Origin of the sequence: Pseudomonas parasichuanensis, from assembly GCF_021601385.1 — a bacterium.
In the GTDB taxonomy this organism is placed as follows: Bacteria; Pseudomonadota; Gammaproteobacteria; order Pseudomonadales; family Pseudomonadaceae; genus Aquipseudomonas; species Aquipseudomonas parasichuanensis.
The window spans coordinates 30,310-46,788 of record NZ_BQHO01000035.1 but is presented as its reverse complement, the minus strand read 5'-3'; the positions used below and the strand labels follow the sequence as shown (position 1 = coordinate 46,788).

The 16,479-nt window shown below is 63.7% G+C and carries 17 protein-coding genes; 5 read left to right on the top strand and 12 right to left on the bottom strand.

Annotation, left to right across the window (positions count from 1 at the left end):
• Positions 1-16 precede the first annotated feature (16 nt).
• On the top strand, positions 17-1,216 hold the full coding sequence (locus L6D77_RS22730) for a CaiB/BaiF CoA transferase family protein (protein WP_232885126.1): 1,200 nt from the start codon (positions 17-19) through the stop codon (positions 1,214-1,216).
• Positions 1,213-2,115, top strand: a complete 903-nt coding sequence (locus L6D77_RS22725; RefSeq protein WP_373870625.1) for a TIGR02285 family protein — start codon at positions 1,213-1,215, stop codon at positions 2,113-2,115. Before L6D77_RS22730 ends, L6D77_RS22725 begins: the two co-directional genes overlap by 4 nt.
• 214 nt (positions 2,116-2,329) lie before the next feature.
• On the opposite strand, the gene L6D77_RS22720 is transcribed toward L6D77_RS22725, so the two are convergent.
• From L6D77_RS22720 to xerD, 6 genes are all read right to left on the bottom strand, one after another.
• On the bottom strand, positions 2,330-2,611 hold the full coding sequence (locus L6D77_RS22720; RefSeq protein ID WP_232885128.1) for a DUF3509 domain-containing protein: 282 nt from the start codon (positions 2,609-2,611) through the stop codon (positions 2,330-2,332).
• 116 nt (positions 2,612-2,727) lie between these two features.
• A complete protein-coding gene (locus L6D77_RS22715; protein WP_232885129.1) occupies positions 2,728-3,129 on the bottom strand; it encodes a histidine kinase in 402 nt (133 codons plus the stop codon).
• A gap of 169 nt (positions 3,130-3,298) precedes the next feature.
• Positions 3,299-4,708 (bottom strand): threonine synthase, encoded by a 1,410-nt coding sequence (thrC, locus tag L6D77_RS22710; RefSeq protein WP_232885130.1) that lies wholly within the window; start codon positions 4,706-4,708, stop codon positions 3,299-3,301.
• A 51-nt stretch (positions 4,709-4,759) separates the two neighbouring features.
• Positions 4,760-6,064 carry a homoserine dehydrogenase gene (locus L6D77_RS22705; protein WP_232885131.1) on the bottom strand — a complete coding sequence of 435 codons (1,305 nt, stop codon included), beginning with the start codon at positions 6,062-6,064 and terminating at the stop codon, positions 4,760-4,762.
• 82 nt (positions 6,065-6,146) lie between these two features.
• Positions 6,147-6,896: a thioredoxin fold domain-containing protein gene (locus tag L6D77_RS22700; protein ID WP_232885132.1), complete on the bottom strand. Its 750-nt coding sequence runs from the start codon at positions 6,894-6,896 to the stop codon at positions 6,147-6,149.
• Positions 6,897-7,051: 155 nt separating this feature from the next.
• Positions 7,052-7,948, bottom strand: a complete 897-nt coding sequence (xerD, locus tag L6D77_RS22695) for a site-specific tyrosine recombinase XerD (RefSeq protein ID WP_232885133.1) — start codon at positions 7,946-7,948, stop codon at positions 7,052-7,054.
• Positions 7,949-8,016: 68 nt separating this feature from the next.
• On the opposite strand from xerD, the gene L6D77_RS22690 reads away from it, so the two are divergent.
• Positions 8,017-9,825, top strand: coding sequence for a cation:proton antiporter (locus L6D77_RS22690; RefSeq protein WP_232885134.1), 1,809 nt, complete (start codon positions 8,017-8,019; stop codon positions 9,823-9,825).
• Positions 9,826-9,984: 159 nt separating this feature from the next.
• On the opposite strand, the gene L6D77_RS22685 is transcribed toward L6D77_RS22690, so the two are convergent.
• The 6 genes from L6D77_RS22685 to ffh form a co-directional block, all read right to left on the bottom strand.
• The gene (locus tag L6D77_RS22685; protein ID WP_025337914.1) at positions 9,985-10,392 is read right to left on the bottom strand and encodes an acyl-CoA thioesterase; all 408 of its coding nucleotides are present in this window, start codon (positions 10,390-10,392) and stop codon (positions 9,985-9,987) included.
• 101 nt (positions 10,393-10,493) lie between these two features.
• Positions 10,494-10,844 carry a 50S ribosomal protein L19 gene (gene rplS, locus L6D77_RS22680; RefSeq protein WP_023629812.1) on the bottom strand — a complete coding sequence of 117 codons (351 nt, stop codon included), beginning with the start codon at positions 10,842-10,844 and terminating at the stop codon, positions 10,494-10,496.
• Positions 10,845-10,887: 43 nt separating this feature from the next.
• Positions 10,888-11,640 carry a tRNA (guanosine(37)-N1)-methyltransferase TrmD gene (trmD, locus tag L6D77_RS22675; protein WP_110993301.1) on the bottom strand — a complete coding sequence of 251 codons (753 nt, stop codon included), beginning with the start codon at positions 11,638-11,640 and terminating at the stop codon, positions 10,888-10,890.
• Between the two features lie 3 nt (positions 11,641-11,643).
• Positions 11,644-12,180, bottom strand: a complete 537-nt coding sequence (gene rimM / locus L6D77_RS22670; protein ID WP_125859954.1) for a ribosome maturation factor RimM — start codon at positions 12,178-12,180, stop codon at positions 11,644-11,646.
• 5 nt (positions 12,181-12,185) lie between these two features.
• Complete coding sequence (gene rpsP, locus L6D77_RS22665; protein WP_011535318.1) at positions 12,186-12,437, bottom strand: 30S ribosomal protein S16; 252 nt, start codon at positions 12,435-12,437, stop codon at positions 12,186-12,188.
• A gap of 231 nt (positions 12,438-12,668) precedes the next feature.
• Positions 12,669-14,045: a signal recognition particle protein gene (gene ffh, locus L6D77_RS22660; protein WP_232885135.1), complete on the bottom strand. Its 1,377-nt coding sequence runs from the start codon at positions 14,043-14,045 to the stop codon at positions 12,669-12,671.
• A 262-nt stretch (positions 14,046-14,307) separates the two neighbouring features.
• On the opposite strand from ffh, the gene L6D77_RS22655 reads away from it, so the two are divergent.
• The gene (locus tag L6D77_RS22655) at positions 14,308-15,117 is read left to right on the top strand and encodes a cytochrome C assembly family protein (RefSeq protein WP_232885136.1); all 810 of its coding nucleotides are present in this window, start codon (positions 14,308-14,310) and stop codon (positions 15,115-15,117) included.
• Between the two features lie 9 nt (positions 15,118-15,126).
• Positions 15,127-16,311, top strand: a complete 1,185-nt coding sequence (locus L6D77_RS22650; protein ID WP_232885137.1) for a transporter associated domain-containing protein — start codon at positions 15,127-15,129, stop codon at positions 16,309-16,311.
• The last annotated feature ends 168 nt before the right edge of the window (positions 16,312-16,479 follow it).

The window sequence follows — 16,479 nt, the reverse complement described above, 5'->3', positions numbered from 1 at the left end:
CTGCCACGGATGCCCCATGACCACGCCCAGCAAACCCCTCGCCGGCCTGAAAGTGATCGAACTCGGCACCCTGATCGCCGGCCCGTTCGCCTCGCGCATCTGCGCCGAGTTCGGTGCCGAGGTGATCAAGGTCGAGTCGCCCGACGGCGGCGACCCGCTGCGCAAGTGGCGCAAGCTGTACGAGGGCACGTCGCTGTGGTGGTTCGTGCAGGCACGCAACAAGCAGTCGCTCACCCTCAACCTCAAGCACCCCGAAGGCCGCGAGGTGCTCAAGCGCCTGCTGGCCGAGGCCGACATCCTGATCGAGAACTTCCGCCCCGGCGTGCTGGAAAAACTCGGCCTGGGCTGGGATGTCCTGCACGCGCTCAACCCGCGCCTGGTGATGGTGCGCCTGTCAGGCTTCGGCCAGACCGGCCCGATGAAGGACCAGCCGGGCTTTGGCGCGGTGGGCGAGTCGATGGGTGGGCTGCGCTACATCACCGGTTTCGAGGACCGCCCGCCAGTGCGCACGGGGATCTCCATCGGTGATTCGATCGCCGCCCTGTGGGGCGTGATCGGTGCGCTGATGGCCCTGCGTCACTGCGAGGTGAACGGCGGCCAGGGCCAGGTGGTGGACGTGGCACTGTACGAGGCGATTTTCGCCATGATGGAAAGCATGGTCCCGGAATTCGACGTGTTCGGTTTCATCCGCGAACGCACCGGCAACATCATGCCCGGCATCACCCCCTCCTCCATCCACACCACCGCCGATGGCCGCCATGTGCAGATCGGCGCCAATGGCGACGCGATCTTCAAGCGCTTCATGCAGGCCATTGGCCGCGACGACCTGGCCAACGACGCCGCACTGGCCAGCAATGATGGCCGCGACGCCCGCCGCGACGAGCTGTACGGGGTGATCGACCGTTGGGCCAACGGCCTGCCGCTGGACAAGGTCATGCAGGTACTCAATGACGCCGAAGTGCCGGCCAGCCGGATCTTTTCGGCCGAGGACATGTTCAGCGACCCGCAGTACCTTGCCCGCGAAATGTTCCTCCAGGCCAAACTGCCGGACGGCAAGGCGTTCAAGATGCCTGGCATCGTGCCCAAGCTCTCCGACACCCCGGGCTCCACCGAATGGGTCGGCCCGGCCCTCGGTGAGCACACCGACAGCGTGCTGGCCAGCCTGGGCTACAACGCTGCCGCCATCGCCGGCCTGCGCCAGGCGGGTACGGTCTGAGTCGCGCGACGAGCCGGCGCAGGCGCCTTGCGCGCCTGCCCGTCATCCTCTGCCTGCTGCTGGCGATGCCAATGGCACACGCCAAGGAGCGCCTGCTGTGGCTGGTCCGTGACCTGCCGCCATTCACCATTTTCGAGGGTGCCGAGAAAGGCCAGGGTGTGGTCGACCAGATGCTGCCGCAGCTGATCGAGCAAATGCCCGAATATGACCACAGCATCGTGCGGGTCAATCGCGCCCGGGGCATCCAGATGCTCATGGAACCGAGTTTCACCTGCGACCCGACCCTGCTCTGGACCCCCGAACGCGCCAAGTACGTGCATTTTTCCAAGCCTTCGTTGGGGGTGCTGAGCAGCGGGCTGGTCGTGCGCAAACAGGACCAGGCATTGCTCGCACCATTCCTCGACGGCCAACAGGTCGAGCTCAAGCCATTGCTCGACAAGACCCGGCTAAAACTGGGCATCGTCGCCGAGCGCAGCTACAGCGTGCAGGTCGACGAAATTCTGCGCCAGTTGCCCGATACCGCCTTCAGCCGCCACTACGGCAATGACGCGACGGCCAGCCTGTTGCAGATGCAGCAAATGGGTCGCCTGCAACTGGTGCTCGGCTACTGGCCAGAGGTGCGCTACCTGATCGAGCAGCAAGGCGGCTCACTGGACGACTACCGCTTCTATTCCATCAGCGGCGTGAACCACTACCAATTCCTGCATGTGGGTTGCTCGAATACGCCATTGGGGCGCGAAGCCATCACCCACATCGACCGGTTGCTGCCAGCCATGCGCCGCGACACCCTGCCCGCCCTGTATGCCCGCTGGTTGGATCCGGAGCTTCGCGAGGACTACCTGCAACAGGCGCGTCACTTCTTCGAAGACAACGGCGTCGACGCGCCTACCCAGCCTTAGAGCCGGAGCTTTCCGGTTGATGGGGCTGCCTTGCAGCCCCAGGGCACTCAGATAGTCCGCAGATTCAGAACACATGCAAAGGGGCAAAAAGAAACCCCGGCCGCTGGGGAGGACGACCGGGGTCAAGCGAAAGCCAATGCGGGCTTCCCGCGACAGCCTGACACTACCGGAGCCAAGCACCGTCAAACTGGCGTTGATGAATCTGATGCGGCTATCAGGCAAAGGTTCCCTGGGCAGGGCGTTGATGTTGCAACGCGGCAATCACACAGGGCTGCAGGCGGCCTTCGGCAATCTGCAAGTCACGGTGCAGGCCATCGACCAGATCCACCAGCAACTGCTGCTCCTGCAGCTGGCGTTCAGCCACCTGGCGCTGCAAGGTCACGGCGCCGCGCGGGTCGTATAGGGTCAGTTGGCGATTACCGCTGGCGTCGACGGCGCCAAGTGCGGCCAGGTAGGGGGTCAGGGCATCGTTGAGCAGGCTGCAGACTCTTTCCATCCGGATCACTCGCTGGCTTATGGGCATGGAGGAACTGACCGTCAGGCCCGGCGCAAAGTTCGCAACCGCAGGCCCTTGCAGCGAGCATGCGCGGGCAACATGACAGTTTGAATGCCCTAGCCGCCCAGCTGATCTACCGGTGCCGGCAGACGCCCAAGTGCCTTGCCCAGTGCCACGGTGGACATCGGCCATGGCAGCTCATCCAGCACCCACAACCCCAGTTTGCGGGCCTCTCGAGCCAGATCCGAGCCATTGCCTTTGCCTTGCCCGACGAACAATAGCGCCTGTGCCGCCCCTTCGGTCGCCAGGTGACGGAACAACGACTGCGCGCTGCTGATCGGCATGTCGTGATCAAGCACCAGTACATCCACTGGCCGCTCCTGGTTCAGGCAGGCCAGCGTACCCGGCATGTCCTCGGTCAACCGCACGCTATAGACGCCTTGGGCATTGAATGCCTGGTGCAGAACGATCTGGTGGAAAGGACGGGGCTGGTGGATAAGAACCTGAAATTGATGCATGGACGTTTCCCTCGACGAGGCGCTCTGGCGGTTCGATGCCCCGCACTTTAGTAGGCACTTCGACAACGCCAAACAGGAAAATTCTGAGGATCCATGGAAAAAATCGCAAAAAAATCAGCACACACAAAAAAGCCCGTCCAAGGACGGGCTTTTTCAGTTGCAGCCAGGCTTACAGCGGCTTGCCGCGGTTACCGTGCTGGCTGACGAAGGCCTGTACGGTCTTCAGGTCGTTGGCCAGCACCGTGCAGCGCTCTTCGCGGCTGAACAGGTCGCTGAGGTGAGCCGGCAGCTCGAGGGCCTTGCCGACACCTGCCTTCTCGACCGCGTCCGGGAACTTGACCGGGTGCGCGGTACCCAGCACCACCATTGGCGTATCCAGGCTGCGACGGCATTCGCGGGCGGCCTTGACGCCGATCGCGGTGTGCGGGTCGAGTACTTCACCGGTGCTGGCGAAGACTTCGGCGATGGTCTCGCAGGTCTGCTCGTCGGTCACCGCCAGCGAGTCGAACAACTTGCGCGCTTCGGTCCAGCGGTCCTGGTCGACGCTGAAGCCGCCACCCTGCTTGAAGCTGTCCATCAGCTCGGCGATGGCCGCACCGTTGCGACCGTGCAGGTCGAACAGCAGGCGCTCGAAGTTCGACGAGACCATGATGTCCATCGACGGCGACAGGGTCGCGTGCAGGGTTTCCTTGACGTACTGGTTGCCGCTCATGAAGCGGTGCAGGATGTCGTTGCGGTTGGTCGCGACCACCAGCTGGCTGATCGGCAGGCCCATGTTGCGGGCCAGGTAACCGGCGAAGATGTCGCCGAAGTTGCCGGTCGGCACCGAGAACGCCACGGAACGTGCCGGGCCGCCGAGCTGCAGGGCGGCGTGGAAGTAGTAGACGATCTGGGCCATGATCCGCGCCCAGTTGATCGAGTTGACCGCCACCAGGCGGGTGCCCTTGAGGAACGACTGGTCGGCGAAGCTGGCCTTGACCATCTCCTGGCAGTCGTCGAAGTTGCCCTCGATGGCGATGTTGTGGATGTTGTCGCCGAAGATGGTGGTCATCTGCCGGCGTTGCACTTCCGACACGCGCTGGTGCGGGTGCAGGATGAAGATGTCGACGTTGTCGCAACGGCGGCAGCCTTCGATGGCAGCGGAGCCGGTGTCGCCGCTGGTGGCACCGACGATCACCACACGCTCGCCACGCTTGACCAGCACATGGTCGAGCAGACGGCCGAGCAGCTGCAGGGCAAAGTCCTTGAACGCCAGGGTCGGGCCGTGGAACAGCTCCATCACCCACTCGTTGCCGTTGAGCTGGCGCAGCGGCGCGACGGCGGCGTGGGCGAAGGCACCGTAGGTCTCTTCGAGGATCTTCTTGAAGTCGGCATCGGCGATGCTGCCGGCGACGAACGGGCGCATTACCCGGAACGCCAGCTCGTGATACGGCAGGCCGGCCCAGGAAGCGATCTCTTCCTGGGTGAAGCGTGGCAGGTTCTCGGGGACGTACAGGCCGCCGTCGGTGGCCAAGCCTGCGAGCAGCACGTCTTCGAAGTTCAGGGCCGGAGCCTGGCCGCGGGTACTGATATAGCGCATATGCAAACCTTCGGTTCTGAAGGCGGGCCGCGTCGCAGCCCGCCGCTTGAATTAATTGAGCTGTTCGACGCGGATGCGCACGACCTTGCCGACCACATCCTGCAGGGCTTCGAGGGCGACGATGGCGTCGTTGATGCGCTGCTCGACCACACCGTGGGTCAGCAGGATCATCGGTACCAGGCCGTCCTGCTCCTCGGCTTCCTTCTGCATGATCGACTCGATGTTGATGCCGCGTTCCGAAAGGATGCTGGCGACCTGCGCGAGCACACCCGGGTGGTCCTTGGCCTGGATGCGCAGGTAGTAGGCGCTCTCGCAGGCTTCGATCGGCAGGATCGGGTGGGCCGACAGCGAATCCGGCTGGAAGGCCAGGTGCGGCACACGGTTCTCCGGGTCGCTGGTCATGGCGCGGACCACGTCGACCAGGTCGGCGATCACCGAAGATGCGGTTGGCTCCATACCGGCGCCGGCGCCGTAGTACAGGGTGGAGCCGGCGGCGTCGCCGTTGACCATCACCGCGTTCATCACGCCGTTGACGTTGGCGATCAGGCGGTCGCTGGGGATCAAGGTCGGGTGTACGCGCAGCTCGATGCCGTCGGCGGTGCGACGGGCCACGCCCAGGTGCTTGATGCGGTAGCCCAGGGCTTCGGCGTAGTTCACGTCAGCAGTGGTCAGCTGGGTGATCCCTTCGGTGTAGGCCTTGTCGAACTGCAGCGGGATACCAAAGGCGATGGACGCCAGGATGGTCAGCTTGTGCGCAGCGTCGATGCCCTCGACGTCGAAGGTCGGGTCGGCCTCGGCATAGCCCAGCGCTTGCGCTTCGGCCAGCACGTCGGGGAAGGCACGGCCTTTTTCGCGCATTTCGGTGAGGATGAAGTTGCCGGTGCCGTTGATGATCCCGGCCAGCCAGTTGATGTGGTTGGCCGACAGGCCTTCACGGATCGCCTTGATCACCGGGATACCGCCGGCGACCGCGGCCTCGAAGGCGACGATGACGCCCTTCTCGCGGGCCTTGGCAAAGATCTCGTTACCGTGCACGGCAATCAGCGCCTTGTTGGCGGTGACCACGTGCTTGCCGTTTTCGATGGCCTTGAGCACCAGTTCGCGGGCGATGGTATAGCCACCGATCAGCTCGATGACGATATCGATTTCGGGGTTGCTTGCCACATCGAACACATCAGCGGTAATGGGGGTACCGGTAATCTGGCAGTTCGGGTTGGGCGAGCGCATGGCAATCTGTGCCACTTCAATACCGCGCCCGGCACGGCGGGCAATCTCCTCGGCGTTGCGCTGAAGTACGTTGAAGGTTCCGCCACCGACGGTCCCTAACCCACAGATGCCTACTTTGACCGGTTTCACTGTGAACGCCCCATTGAACGGCCAGCACTTGCGCCGACCGTGAAACATGCCATCACCCCATGACGATGGCGTATTGAATTGATTACTTGCGCTCTGCCAGGGCCAGCTTGGCCACTTGCGGTGCCGGCTGGTAGCCCGGAATCACCTGGCCACTTTCCAGGACGATGGCGGGCGTGCCGTTCACGCCGATCGACTGGCCGAGCTGGAACTGCTTGCTGACCGGGTTGGCGCACTTGGCCGCCTTGATCTCTTTGCCGTCGACCATCTTGTCCAGCGCCGCGCGGCGGTCGCTGGAGCACCATACCGCCTGCAACTGCTGGTCACCCGGCGAACCCAGGCCCTGGCGCGGGAAGGCGACGTAGCGCACTTCGATACCGCGGCGGTTGAGCTCCGGCACTTCGGCGTGCAGCTTGTGGCAGTACGGGCAGGTGGTGTCGGTGAACACGGTGATGTGCGACTTGGTCTCGCCCTTGGCCGGGTAAACGACCATTTCTGCCGCCGGGATACCGTTGATCAGCTTGGCGATACCCTGGCGCTCGGTCTTCTCGGTGAGGTTGACCGGCTTGCCGTCCTGGATCTGGTACAGGTAGCCCTGCATCACGAACTGGCCGTCGGCACTGGCATACAGCACGCGACCGCCCTGCAGCTTGACTTCGTACAGGCCGTTGAGCGGGCTGCTGGCAACGCTCTCCACCGGCACTTCCAGGGCCAGGTCCTGCAGCGACTTGCGGATTGCCTGCTCGGCACCGGCCGTGGGCTCAGTGGTGGCCGCGGCGGCAAAGGTACTGACCAACGCCAGGGCGGCGGCGGCAAAGATACGGGTGACACGCATGGGGGTACTCCTGAAGACGGACGGGGCCGGAGGGGCGTCGCCTACGCGTTGAAGGTGGCGAACGGTCGGCCCTTGCAACAAACCGTCCAAGCCTACCACAACAGGCCCGCGCAGAAAGGCTCCTCAGGCACCGGTGAGCGGAACATGAAGATCATTCATCCACGCGGATGGTGCTGGGCGTGCAATTGCTGCAGACGGGCCTTGGCCACGTGGGTGTAGATCTGCGTGGTGGACAGGTCGCTGTGGCCCAGCAGCATCTGCACCACGCGCAGGTCGGCCCCGTGGTTGAGCAGGTGCGTGGCAAAGGCGTGGCGCAGGGTATGCGGCGATAGCGGCTTGTCGATACCGGCCACCCGTGCCTGGTGCTTGATGCGGTGCCAGAAGGTCTGGCGGGTCATCTGCTCGCCGCGCAGGCTGGGGAACAGCACGTCGCTGGGGCGGCCATTGAGCAGCTCGGCGCGACCGTCGCGCAGGTAGCGCTCCAGCCAGACCACCGCCTCTTCGCCCATCGGCACCAGGCGCTCCTTGCTGCCCTTGCCCATCACCCGCAGTACGCCCTGGCGCAGGTTGACCTGGTCGAGCGTGAGGCTGACCAGCTCGGTCACCCGCAGGCCGCAGGCGTACAGCACTTCGAGCATGGCCCGATCACGCTGGCCGATGGCTTCGCCCAGGTCCGGCGCCTGCAGCAGCGCCTCGACGTCGGCTTCCGACAGCGACTTTGGCAGCGGGCGCCCCAGTTGCGGCATGTCCACCTGCAGCGTCGGGTCGACGGCGATCAATCGCTCGCGTAGCAGGTAGCGGAAGAAGCCCCGCACACCGGAAAGAAATCGCGCCGTGGAGCGGGGCTTGTAGCCCTGGTCGAAACGCCAGGCGAGGTGATCGAGGATCAGCTCGCGACCGGCATCGGGCAGCGCCACGCCGTGCTCCTGCAACCAGCCATTGAACAAGGCCAGGTCACTGCGGTAAGAGGCGCGGGTATTGTCGGAAAGCCCCTTCTCCAGCCACAGGGCATCGAGGAACTGGTCAATCAGGGGGTGGTCGAGGGCGGGCATGAAGACTCGGTGGCAAACGGCGAAATGGCGCTTAGTCTTTCATAACCGCGCACGCATAGGGAGCCCGCATGAGCGAACAGCAGATCCTTCTGAGTTTCGGTGGCATCGGCGCCGCCGCCCTCGCCTGCCAGTGGCTGGCCTGGCGCCTGAAGCTGCCGGCGATCCTGTTCCTGCTGCTGTCCGGCATCCTGGCGGGGCCTGTGCTGGGCTGGCTGCAGCCGCAGGCGTTGTTTGGCCCGTTGCTGATGCCGTTGGTGTCGCTGGCCGTGGCCCTGATCCTGTTCGAGGGCAGCCTGACCCTGCATATCTCGCAATGGCGCGAGATCGGCAGCGTGGTCCACCGCCTGGTCACGGTCGGCGCCTTGAGCACCTGGCTGGTGATCGCCGTGGCCACCCACTGGCTGCTGGGCTTCGACTGGGCGCTGGCGATCCTGTTCGGCACCCTCACCCTGGTCACCGGGCCCACGGTGATCGTACCCATGCTGCGGGTGGTGCGGCCCAAAGCAACCATTGCCAACATCCTGCGCTGGGAGGGCATCGTCATCGACCCCATCGGCGCGCTGCTGGCGGTGGTGGTGTACAGCTTCATCATCGCCCGCAGCGACGGTGACGGGCTGGTCCAGAGCCTGGGCACCTTCGCCGGGGTGATCTTCTGCGGCGGTGCCCTGGGCGCCGCCGGGGGCTGGTTGCTGGGGCAGATCATGCGCGCCCAGTGGCTGCCGGAATACCTGCACAACCTGGCCTCGCTGGCCGCGGTGCTGGGCATCTTCATCGCCGCCAACCAGATCGTCCACGAGTCCGGGCTGCTGGCCGTGACGGTGATGGGCATGTGGCTGGCCAACATGCCCGGGGTGGATGTGCGGCAGATCCTGCACTTCAAGGAAAACCTCAGCGTGCTGCTGATCTCAGGCCTGTTCATCCTCCTGGCAGCGCGCCTGGACCTTGATGCCCTGCTGGGATTGGGCCCGGCGGTCCTGGCGTTACTGTTGGTGATCCAGTTGCTGGCCCGGCCGCTCAATGTGTTTCTCTCGACACTGGGCTCCACGCTGAGTTGGCGCGAGCGTGCGCTGCTGGCCTGGATCGCCCCGCGCGGCATCGTCGCGGCGGCGGTCTCGGCGATCTTCGCGATCCGCCTGCATGAGGCCGGCCACGAGGGGGCGCTGCTGCTGGTGCCCCTGACGTTCGCCGTGATCATCGGCACCGTGGTACTGCAGAGCGCCACTGCCAGACCTTTGGCGCGCCTGCTCAAGGTCGCCGAGCCGGCCCCCAGCGGCTTTCTCATGGTGGGTGCCAACCCGCCTGCCCGGGCCATTGCCAAGGCCCTGCAACAACTGGGTTGCCGGGTACTGCTGACCGACTCGAGCTGGGAAAACATCCGCGCCGCGCGCATGGACAACCTGCCCACCTACTTCGGCAACCCAGCCTCGCAGCATGCCGACGCCCACCTGGACCTGGTGGGCCTGGGGCACCTGCTCGGGCTGTCACCGGCCGGGGAAATAAACGCCCTGGCCTGCGCACGGTTTCGCCACGATTTCGGGCATGGCCGGCTGTTCGTGCTGGCCAGCGGCCTGGAAAAGCAGCGCAGCGACAAGCACCGGGCCAGCGAGGAGCATCGCGGCCAGCCGCTCGGCGCCAGCCCGATGACCTACAACCAGCTGGCCAAGCTGCTGAACCAGGGGGCAGAGCTGTACAGCACGACCCTGACCGAGGCCTTCACCTGGGACACTTACCAGCAACTGCACGGTGAGCGCGCGACATTGATGTTCGCCCGCGACAACCACGGCTGGGTGCATGTGGCCACCCCGGAACACCCGCTGCAGCCGCAGCCGGGGTGGACGCTGGTGGCGCTGATCGAGCCTGAGCCTGTGGATCACTGATCAGGAGGGCCTGCGACCCCTGTAGGAGCAGCCTTGTGCCGCGAAAGGGCTGCATGGCAGCCCCCGATTTTAGTTGTCGCAACGCCGAAAACTGGGGGCCGCTTCGCAGCCCTTTCGCGGCACAAGGCCGCTCCTACAGGGATTGCGCTGCGCACCCAATCAGGCCTGCGGCAGCACCGGCACCGGGCGCTTGTCCTCGTCGATGGCGACGAAGCTGAACACCCCATGGATCGCGCGTTCGCGGCCATCGAGGTACATGTTCTCGACGAATACATCCACCTGCACCTGCAGGCTGGTGTTGCCGACCTTGATCACGCTACCCACCAACTCGACGATCGAGCCCGCCGGGATCGGGTGCTTGAAGTCGATGCGGTCGGTGGACACGGTTACCAGCGGCAGGCGACAAAAACGCGTGGCGGCGATGAACGACACTTCGTCCATCCATGCCAGGGCCGTACCGCCGAACAGGGTGTTGTGGTGGTTGGTGGTGTTGGGGAACACCGCCTTGGTCACACGGGTCACCGACAGTTCGGTGCGGCGCAGGATTTCCTGGTCTCGGGTTGTCATGTTCGGGTCACATCGCTAAGGCAAGGTACAAAAAGCAAAAAAGCAGCCCGAAGGCTGCTTTTTCTCTCGCAAGATGGCCAAGGCCACCGGTCAAACTGCACTCAGGACAGTTTTTCCTTGATGCGAGCGGCTTTGCCGGACAGGTCGCGCAGGTAGTACAGCTTGGCTTTACGCACGTCACCACGACGTTTCACGGCCAGGCTGTCGATCTGTGGGCTGTAGGTCTGGAAGGTACGCTCTACGCCAACGCCGCTGGAGATCTTGCGCACGGTGAAGGCGCTGTTCAGACCGCGGTTACGCTTGGCGATAACGACGCCTTCGAACGCCTGCAGACGCGAGCGGTCGCCTTCCTTCACTTTAACCTGGACGACAATGGTGTCGCCTGGTGCGAAGGTCGGGATTTCCTTGCTCATCTGCTCGGCTTCGAGCTGCTGGATGATCTTGTTGGTCATGCTGTGCTCCTAAGATGGATAACGCGATCCACCATCGATACGTTTAACTATCGTCCCGCTCGCGGAGGTATTCCTCGAGCAGCTTCTTCTCTTCTCCAGAAAGCGAGCGACTTTCCAGAAGATCGGCGCGTCGTTCGAAGGTCCTACCAAGGGACTGCTTCATCCGCCAACGCCGGATATGTGCATGGTTGCCACTTAGCAACACGTCGGGTACACGCTGATCCGCATACACCTCAGGTCGGGTGTAGTGCGGGCAATCCAGCAGACCGTCGGTGAAAGAATCTTCCTCCGCCGAGTCCACATGCCCTAAAGCTCCGGGCAGCAGCCGCGTAACCGCATCGATCAGCACCATGGCCGGCAGCTCGCCACCGGAAAGCACATAGTCGCCAATCGACCACTCTTCATCGACATGAGCCTCGATAAAACGCTCGTCGATGCCTTCATAACGACCGGCGATCAGGATCAGAGATTCCTGTTCGGCCAGGCCTTTGACCGCCTGCTGAGTCAGCTTGCGACCTTGCGGCGAAAGGTAGATCACCTTTGCCGTTGCTCCGGCGACTTGCCTGGCGTTGACCAGGGCGTCTTCCAGAGGCTTGATTTTCATCACCATGCCCGGACCACCGCCAAACGGCCGATCATCCACGGTGTGGTGGCGATCAGTGGTGTAGTCCCGCGGGTTCCAGCAGGTCACTTGCAGCAACCCCTGTTTCACCGCACGGCTGGTAATGCCGTACTCCGTGATGGCCGAGAACATCTCGGGGAACAACGTGATGACGTCTACGCGAAGGTTACCCATCGTTTAGAAATCCGCGTCCCATTCGACTCGCATCACACCGGCTTCAAGGTCGATTGCCAGCACGCATTGCTCCGTATAGGGCAACAGACGCTCGCGATCATCCAGGCTGCCTGTGCAAGGCTTGACCACCATTACATCGTTCGCGCCGGTCTCCAACAGGTGATCGATCGTGCCGAACAGCTGTTCGTCCTGATTGATGACCTTCAGGCCTTCCAACTGGTACCAGTAGTACTCGTCGGCTGCCAGGTTGGGCAAAAGGCTCCGCGCAATGCAGATTTCGTAACCACTCAGAAGCCGGGCTTCATCACGATCATCGAGACCTTTCAATTTCACGACCAGGCCCTTTTGGGAGCCACGACCGCTGACCAGCTCTACCTGCTTTACCTTGCCTTCGTGCTTGAGCGTCCAGCGCGGATAATCCAACAGGTTTTCAATCGGATCGGTAAAGGAGTACACCTTCACCTCGCCGCGAACGCCGTGAACCGAAAAAATCTTGCCAACGACGATGAGGTCGTCAGCCTTTTCTGGCGTCGCGTTCATACTGCTCAGGCTGCAGCCTTGGCAGCTTCCTTCAGCAGCTGAGCAACACGCTCAGACGGCTGTGCGCCCTGGCTCAGCCAGTAGGTGACGCGCTCCTGGTTTACCGACAGCTTGACTTCGGCGCCCGATGCGATCGGGTTGAAGAAGCCAACGCGCTCAACGAAACGGCCGTCACGGGCGTTACGCGAGTTGGTCACGGTCAGGTGGTAGAAAGGGCGCTTTTTCGAGCCGCCACGGGCAAGACGGATGGTTACCATGTGAACATCGTTCCTATAGTCGGTGCTGCAAAACTGAATGCCCAATGGGCACACGGGTGCCCAAAAGGCCGCATATTCTCGGGGAATACACGGACATTTGCAAATGCCTTTTTCGGCGAGCGCTTGACCCACCGTTCAGATCTGCCGGTTAAGCCGCTGTTTTGCGGCGCTATTCCCGCCGAAGCGGGGGATGGCGGCCACCTTCTTATAAAGGCAGCCAGCCAAATTCGATTACATCTTGGGCATGCCGCCGCCAGGCAACATGCCACCAAGGCCGCGCATCATCTTGGCCATGCCGCCCTTGGTGGAGAATTTCTTCATCATCTTCTGCATCTGCTTGTGCTGTTTGATCAGCCGGCCGATGTCCTGCACCTGGGTACCGGAGCCCAGGGCGATGCGGCGTTTGCGCGAACCGCTGATCAACTCAGGGTCGCGGCGCTCGGCCGGGGTCATGGAGTTGATGATCGCCTCCATCTGCTTGAACTGCTTCTCGGCCGCGCCCTGGGCGTTGCCCATCTGCGACAGGTTGACGCCGCCCATGTTCGGCAGCTTGTCCATCAGCCCGCCAAGGCCGCCCATGTTCTTCATCTGCTGCAGCTGGTCACGGAAGTCTTCGAGGTCGAAGCCCTTGCCCTTCTTCAGCTTCTTGGCCAGCTTGTCGGCCTTTTCCTTGTCGATGGTCTGCTCGGCCTGCTCGATCAGGCTGAGCACGTCACCCATGCCGAGGATGCGCGAGGCGATCCGGTCAGGGTGGAACGGCTCGAGGGCTTCGGTCTTCTCGCCCATACCGATGAACTTGATCGGCTTGCCGGTAATGGCCCGCACCGACAGTGCGGCACCGCCACGGGCATCACCGTCGACCTTGGTCAGGATCACACCGGTCAGCGGCAGTGCGTCGCCGAAGGCCTTGGCGGTATTAGCGGCGTCCTGGCCGGTCATGGCATCGACCACGAACAGCGTTTCGATCGGCTTGACCGAGGCGTGCAGCGCCTTGATCTCGTCCATCATGTCGGCGTCGACGTGCAGGCGGCCGGCGGTGTCGACGATCACCACATCGATGAACTTGAGCTTGGCTTCGCGGATCGCCGCCTGGGCGATGTCCACCGGTTTCTGGCTGATGTCGGACGGGAAGAAGGTCACGCCGATGTCGTTGGCCAGGGTTTCCAGCTGCTTGATCGCCGCCGGGCGGTAAACGTCGGCGGAGACCACCATGACGCTCTTCTTCTTGCGCTCCTTGAGGTGGCGCGCCAGTTTGCCGGCGGTGGTGGTCTTACCGGCACCCTGCAGGCCGGCCATCAGCACCACGGCGGGCGGTGCGGCGTTGAGCGTCAGCTCTTCGTTGGCCGCGCCCATCAGGCGTTCCAGCTCGGCCTGGACGATCTTGACGAAGGCCTGGCCTGGGGTGAGGCTGCGCGACACTTCAGTGCCGACCGCGCGCTCCTTGATGCTGTTGACGAAATCCTTGACCACCGGCAGGGCGACGTCGGCCTCGAGCAGGGCCATGCGCACTTCGCGCAGCGTGTCCTTGATGTTGTCTTCGGTCAGCTTGGCCTTGCCGGTGACATGGCGCAGCGTCTGTGACAGGCGGTCGGTCAGGTTTTCGAACATGGTGATCCTTTCAGGCCCAGTGAAGCCGAGGTTTTTCAGGCGCCCAGGTGGAAATGCACACGCGCTGGGCACAACAAGGCGGCGATTATAACGAAGGCAGTGGCGAGCGGCGAGCTACAAGCGGCAAGTAAAAGCTGGCCATACGTCGATTCGCTTTTACTTGCAGCTCATTACTTACAGCTTGCAGCTGGTGTCGCAGTCTTCCTAGAGCAGCGCGTTCTATGCCAAACTCCGTCCCTTTAAGGCTTGCCTGCCAGGACTTATGCTCTCTTCACCCAGCCTCATCCCCAACCTGATCGCCGCCTTCCTTTATCTGGCCGCGACCGTCTATCAGGCCACCGGCCTGGCCCGTGGTGCCCGCGCCGACAAGCGGCTGCTCGGGCTGCTCGGTGCGCTGGCGGTGCTCGCCCAGGGCGGCGCGCTGTTCTTCCAGCTGATCACCCCGCTGGGCCTGAGCCTGGACTTCTTCAGCGCCGCCAGCCTGATCGCCGTGGCGGTGATTGCCCTGACGCTGATCGCCTGCCTGAGCATTCCGGTGGAGAACCTGCTGGTGCTGCTGTTCCCGCTCGGTGCCGTAACGGCGTTGCTGGCCCAGTTCGCCCCGCCCGGCACGGTGCCGCTGATCAACGAAGAACCCGGCATCCTCGCGCATATCCTGCTGTCGATCCTCGCCTACGGCCTGTTCACCATCGCGGTGTTCCAGGCCCTGCTGCTGTTGCTGCAGGACCACCAGCTCAAGCACAAGCACCCGTCCGGGCTGATCCGCAACTTCCCACCGCTGCAAACCATGGAAAGCCTGCTGTTCGGTTTCCTCTGGGCCGGCTGGGGGCTGCTGTCGCTGTCGCTGATCTCCGGCTGGCTGTTCCTCGACAACCTGTTCGCCCAGCACCTGGTGCACAAGACCCTGCTGGCCTGCGTGGCGTGGATCGTGTTCAGCGTCTTGCTGTGGGGCCGCACCCGCCTGGGCTGGCGTGGCCACAAGGCGATCCGCTGGACCCTCGCCGGTTTCTGCCTGCTGATGCTGGCCTATTTCGGCAGCAAGCTGGTCCGCGAATTCATCTTGCATATCTGACGGCCGCCCATGGATACCCTGCCGTACGCCCCGCTGCTCGGCACACTGGTACTGGCACTGCTGTGGTCGGCGTTGTTCACTGCGGTGGACTGCGCGCGCCAGCAACAGAACGGCCACGCCGACCCCGCCCTGCCCGCCCAGGCCCTGGTGCTCTGCGCCAGCCTCGGCAAGCTGCTGGTGCTGGGCCTGGCCTGCCTGATCGGCCAGCGTTACAGCGGCGAGCACGGTTTCTGGCTCGCCGGGTTGGCCGCCACCGCCGCCTTGCTGGTGCTTGCCGAGTACCTGCCACGACGCCTGGCCCGACGTGATCCGCAAGCATTCATCAGCCTTGGCACGAGCCTGCTCAAGGTACCGCTGGCCGCACTGCAACCGCTGGCCTGCCTGCTCGATGGCTGCGCCAGGTTGATCCTGCGCCCGTTCCGCGTGCAGCCCATCGCGGTGGCGCTGCACCCGCAGGAAGACGACTTCGATGATGACGAACACCCGGACCCATCGCGCAACGGCTTGCTGGAAGGCTTGCAGGCCCTGGACAAGGTCACCGTCAACGACATCCTGGTACCGCGCAACGAAGTCGACGGCATCAACCTCGACGACCCCATCCAGCGCATCATCGAGCAGCTGATCGTCAGCCGCCACACGCGCCTGCCGGTCTATCACAACGACATCAACCAGGTGGAAGCGGTACTCAACACCAAGCTGATCAGCCACCTGCTGCCGCGCGCCGAACTCACCTTCGAAAAGCTCCAGGGCGCCTGCTACGAGCCCTACTTCGTGCCCGAAAGCACGCCCTTGCAGATGCAGTTGCTGAACTTCCACAAGCAACAGCGGCGCATGGGCGTGGTGGTGGACGAATACGGCGAAGTGCTGGGCATCGTCACCCTGGAAGACATCCTCGAAGAGATCGTCGGCGAATTCGAAGACGAACACAGCCTCGACAACCCGCACGTGCACCCGCAGGGCGATGGCCGCTTCATCATCGAGGGCACCGCGTCGCTGCGCGAGATCAACCGTACCCTCGGCTGGCACCTGCCCTGTGACGGCGGGCCGAAAACCCTCAACGGCCTGGTCACCGAGGCGCTGGAAAGCATCCCGGCGACCGCGGTATGCCTGAAGATCGGCCGTTATCGCCTGGAAATCCTCGAAACCGAGGACAATTGCGCCAGCAAGGTGCTGGTCTGGACGGTAACCCGATAGTTATACTCGGGTCACGCTTACCCAGCCCTGCCGTCCCGCCTGCTACCCGCACCCGGTGGTCCACGGCCAGTCCGCCTCACTGACACGCCCCACGGCCCTGCGTCACCACCCCGAACAGCGCCCGCCCCTCCCTACCCCCTGGGCTATCGTCAGTCACGCGACTCAAAA

Excerpts from the sequence above, each read along its gene's own strand:
- rpsP (WP_011535318.1), bottom strand. The coding sequence starts at position 12,437 with ATGGTAACCATCCGTCTTGCCCGTGGCGGCTCGAAAAAGCGCCCTTTC.
- xerD (WP_232885133.1), bottom strand. The coding sequence starts at position 7,948 with ATGCCCGCCCTCGACCACCCCCTGATTGACCAGTTCCTCGATGCCCTG.
- L6D77_RS22655 (WP_232885136.1), top strand. The coding sequence starts at position 14,308 with ATGCTCTCTTCACCCAGCCTCATCCCCAACCTGATCGCCGCCTTCCTT.
- L6D77_RS22690 (WP_232885134.1), top strand. The coding sequence starts at position 8,017 with ATGAGCGAACAGCAGATCCTTCTGAGTTTCGGTGGCATCGGCGCCGCC.
- rimM (WP_125859954.1), bottom strand. The coding sequence starts at position 12,180 with ATGAACGCGACGCCAGAAAAGGCTGACGACCTCATCGTCGTTGGCAAG.
- ffh (WP_232885135.1), bottom strand. The coding sequence starts at position 14,045 with ATGTTCGAAAACCTGACCGACCGCCTGTCACAGACGCTGCGCCATGTC.
- rplS (WP_023629812.1), bottom strand. The coding sequence starts at position 10,844 with ATGACCAACAAGATCATCCAGCAGCTCGAAGCCGAGCAGATGAGCAAG.
- L6D77_RS22715 (WP_232885129.1), bottom strand. The coding sequence starts at position 3,129 with ATGCATCAATTTCAGGTTCTTATCCACCAGCCCCGTCCTTTCCACCAG.
- trmD (WP_110993301.1), bottom strand. The coding sequence starts at position 11,640 with ATGGGTAACCTTCGCGTAGACGTCATCACGTTGTTCCCCGAGATGTTC.
- L6D77_RS22700 (WP_232885132.1), bottom strand. The coding sequence starts at position 6,896 with ATGCGTGTCACCCGTATCTTTGCCGCCGCCGCCCTGGCGTTGGTCAGT.
- L6D77_RS22720 (WP_232885128.1), bottom strand. The coding sequence starts at position 2,611 with ATGGAAAGAGTCTGCAGCCTGCTCAACGATGCCCTGACCCCCTACCTG.
- thrC (WP_232885130.1), bottom strand. The coding sequence starts at position 4,708 with ATGCGCTATATCAGTACCCGCGGCCAGGCTCCGGCCCTGAACTTCGAA.
- L6D77_RS22685 (WP_025337914.1), bottom strand. The coding sequence starts at position 10,392 with ATGACAACCCGAGACCAGGAAATCCTGCGCCGCACCGAACTGTCGGTG.
- L6D77_RS22650 (WP_232885137.1), top strand. The coding sequence starts at position 15,127 with ATGGATACCCTGCCGTACGCCCCGCTGCTCGGCACACTGGTACTGGCA.
- L6D77_RS22730 (WP_232885126.1), top strand. The coding sequence starts at position 17 with ATGACCACGCCCAGCAAACCCCTCGCCGGCCTGAAAGTGATCGAACTC.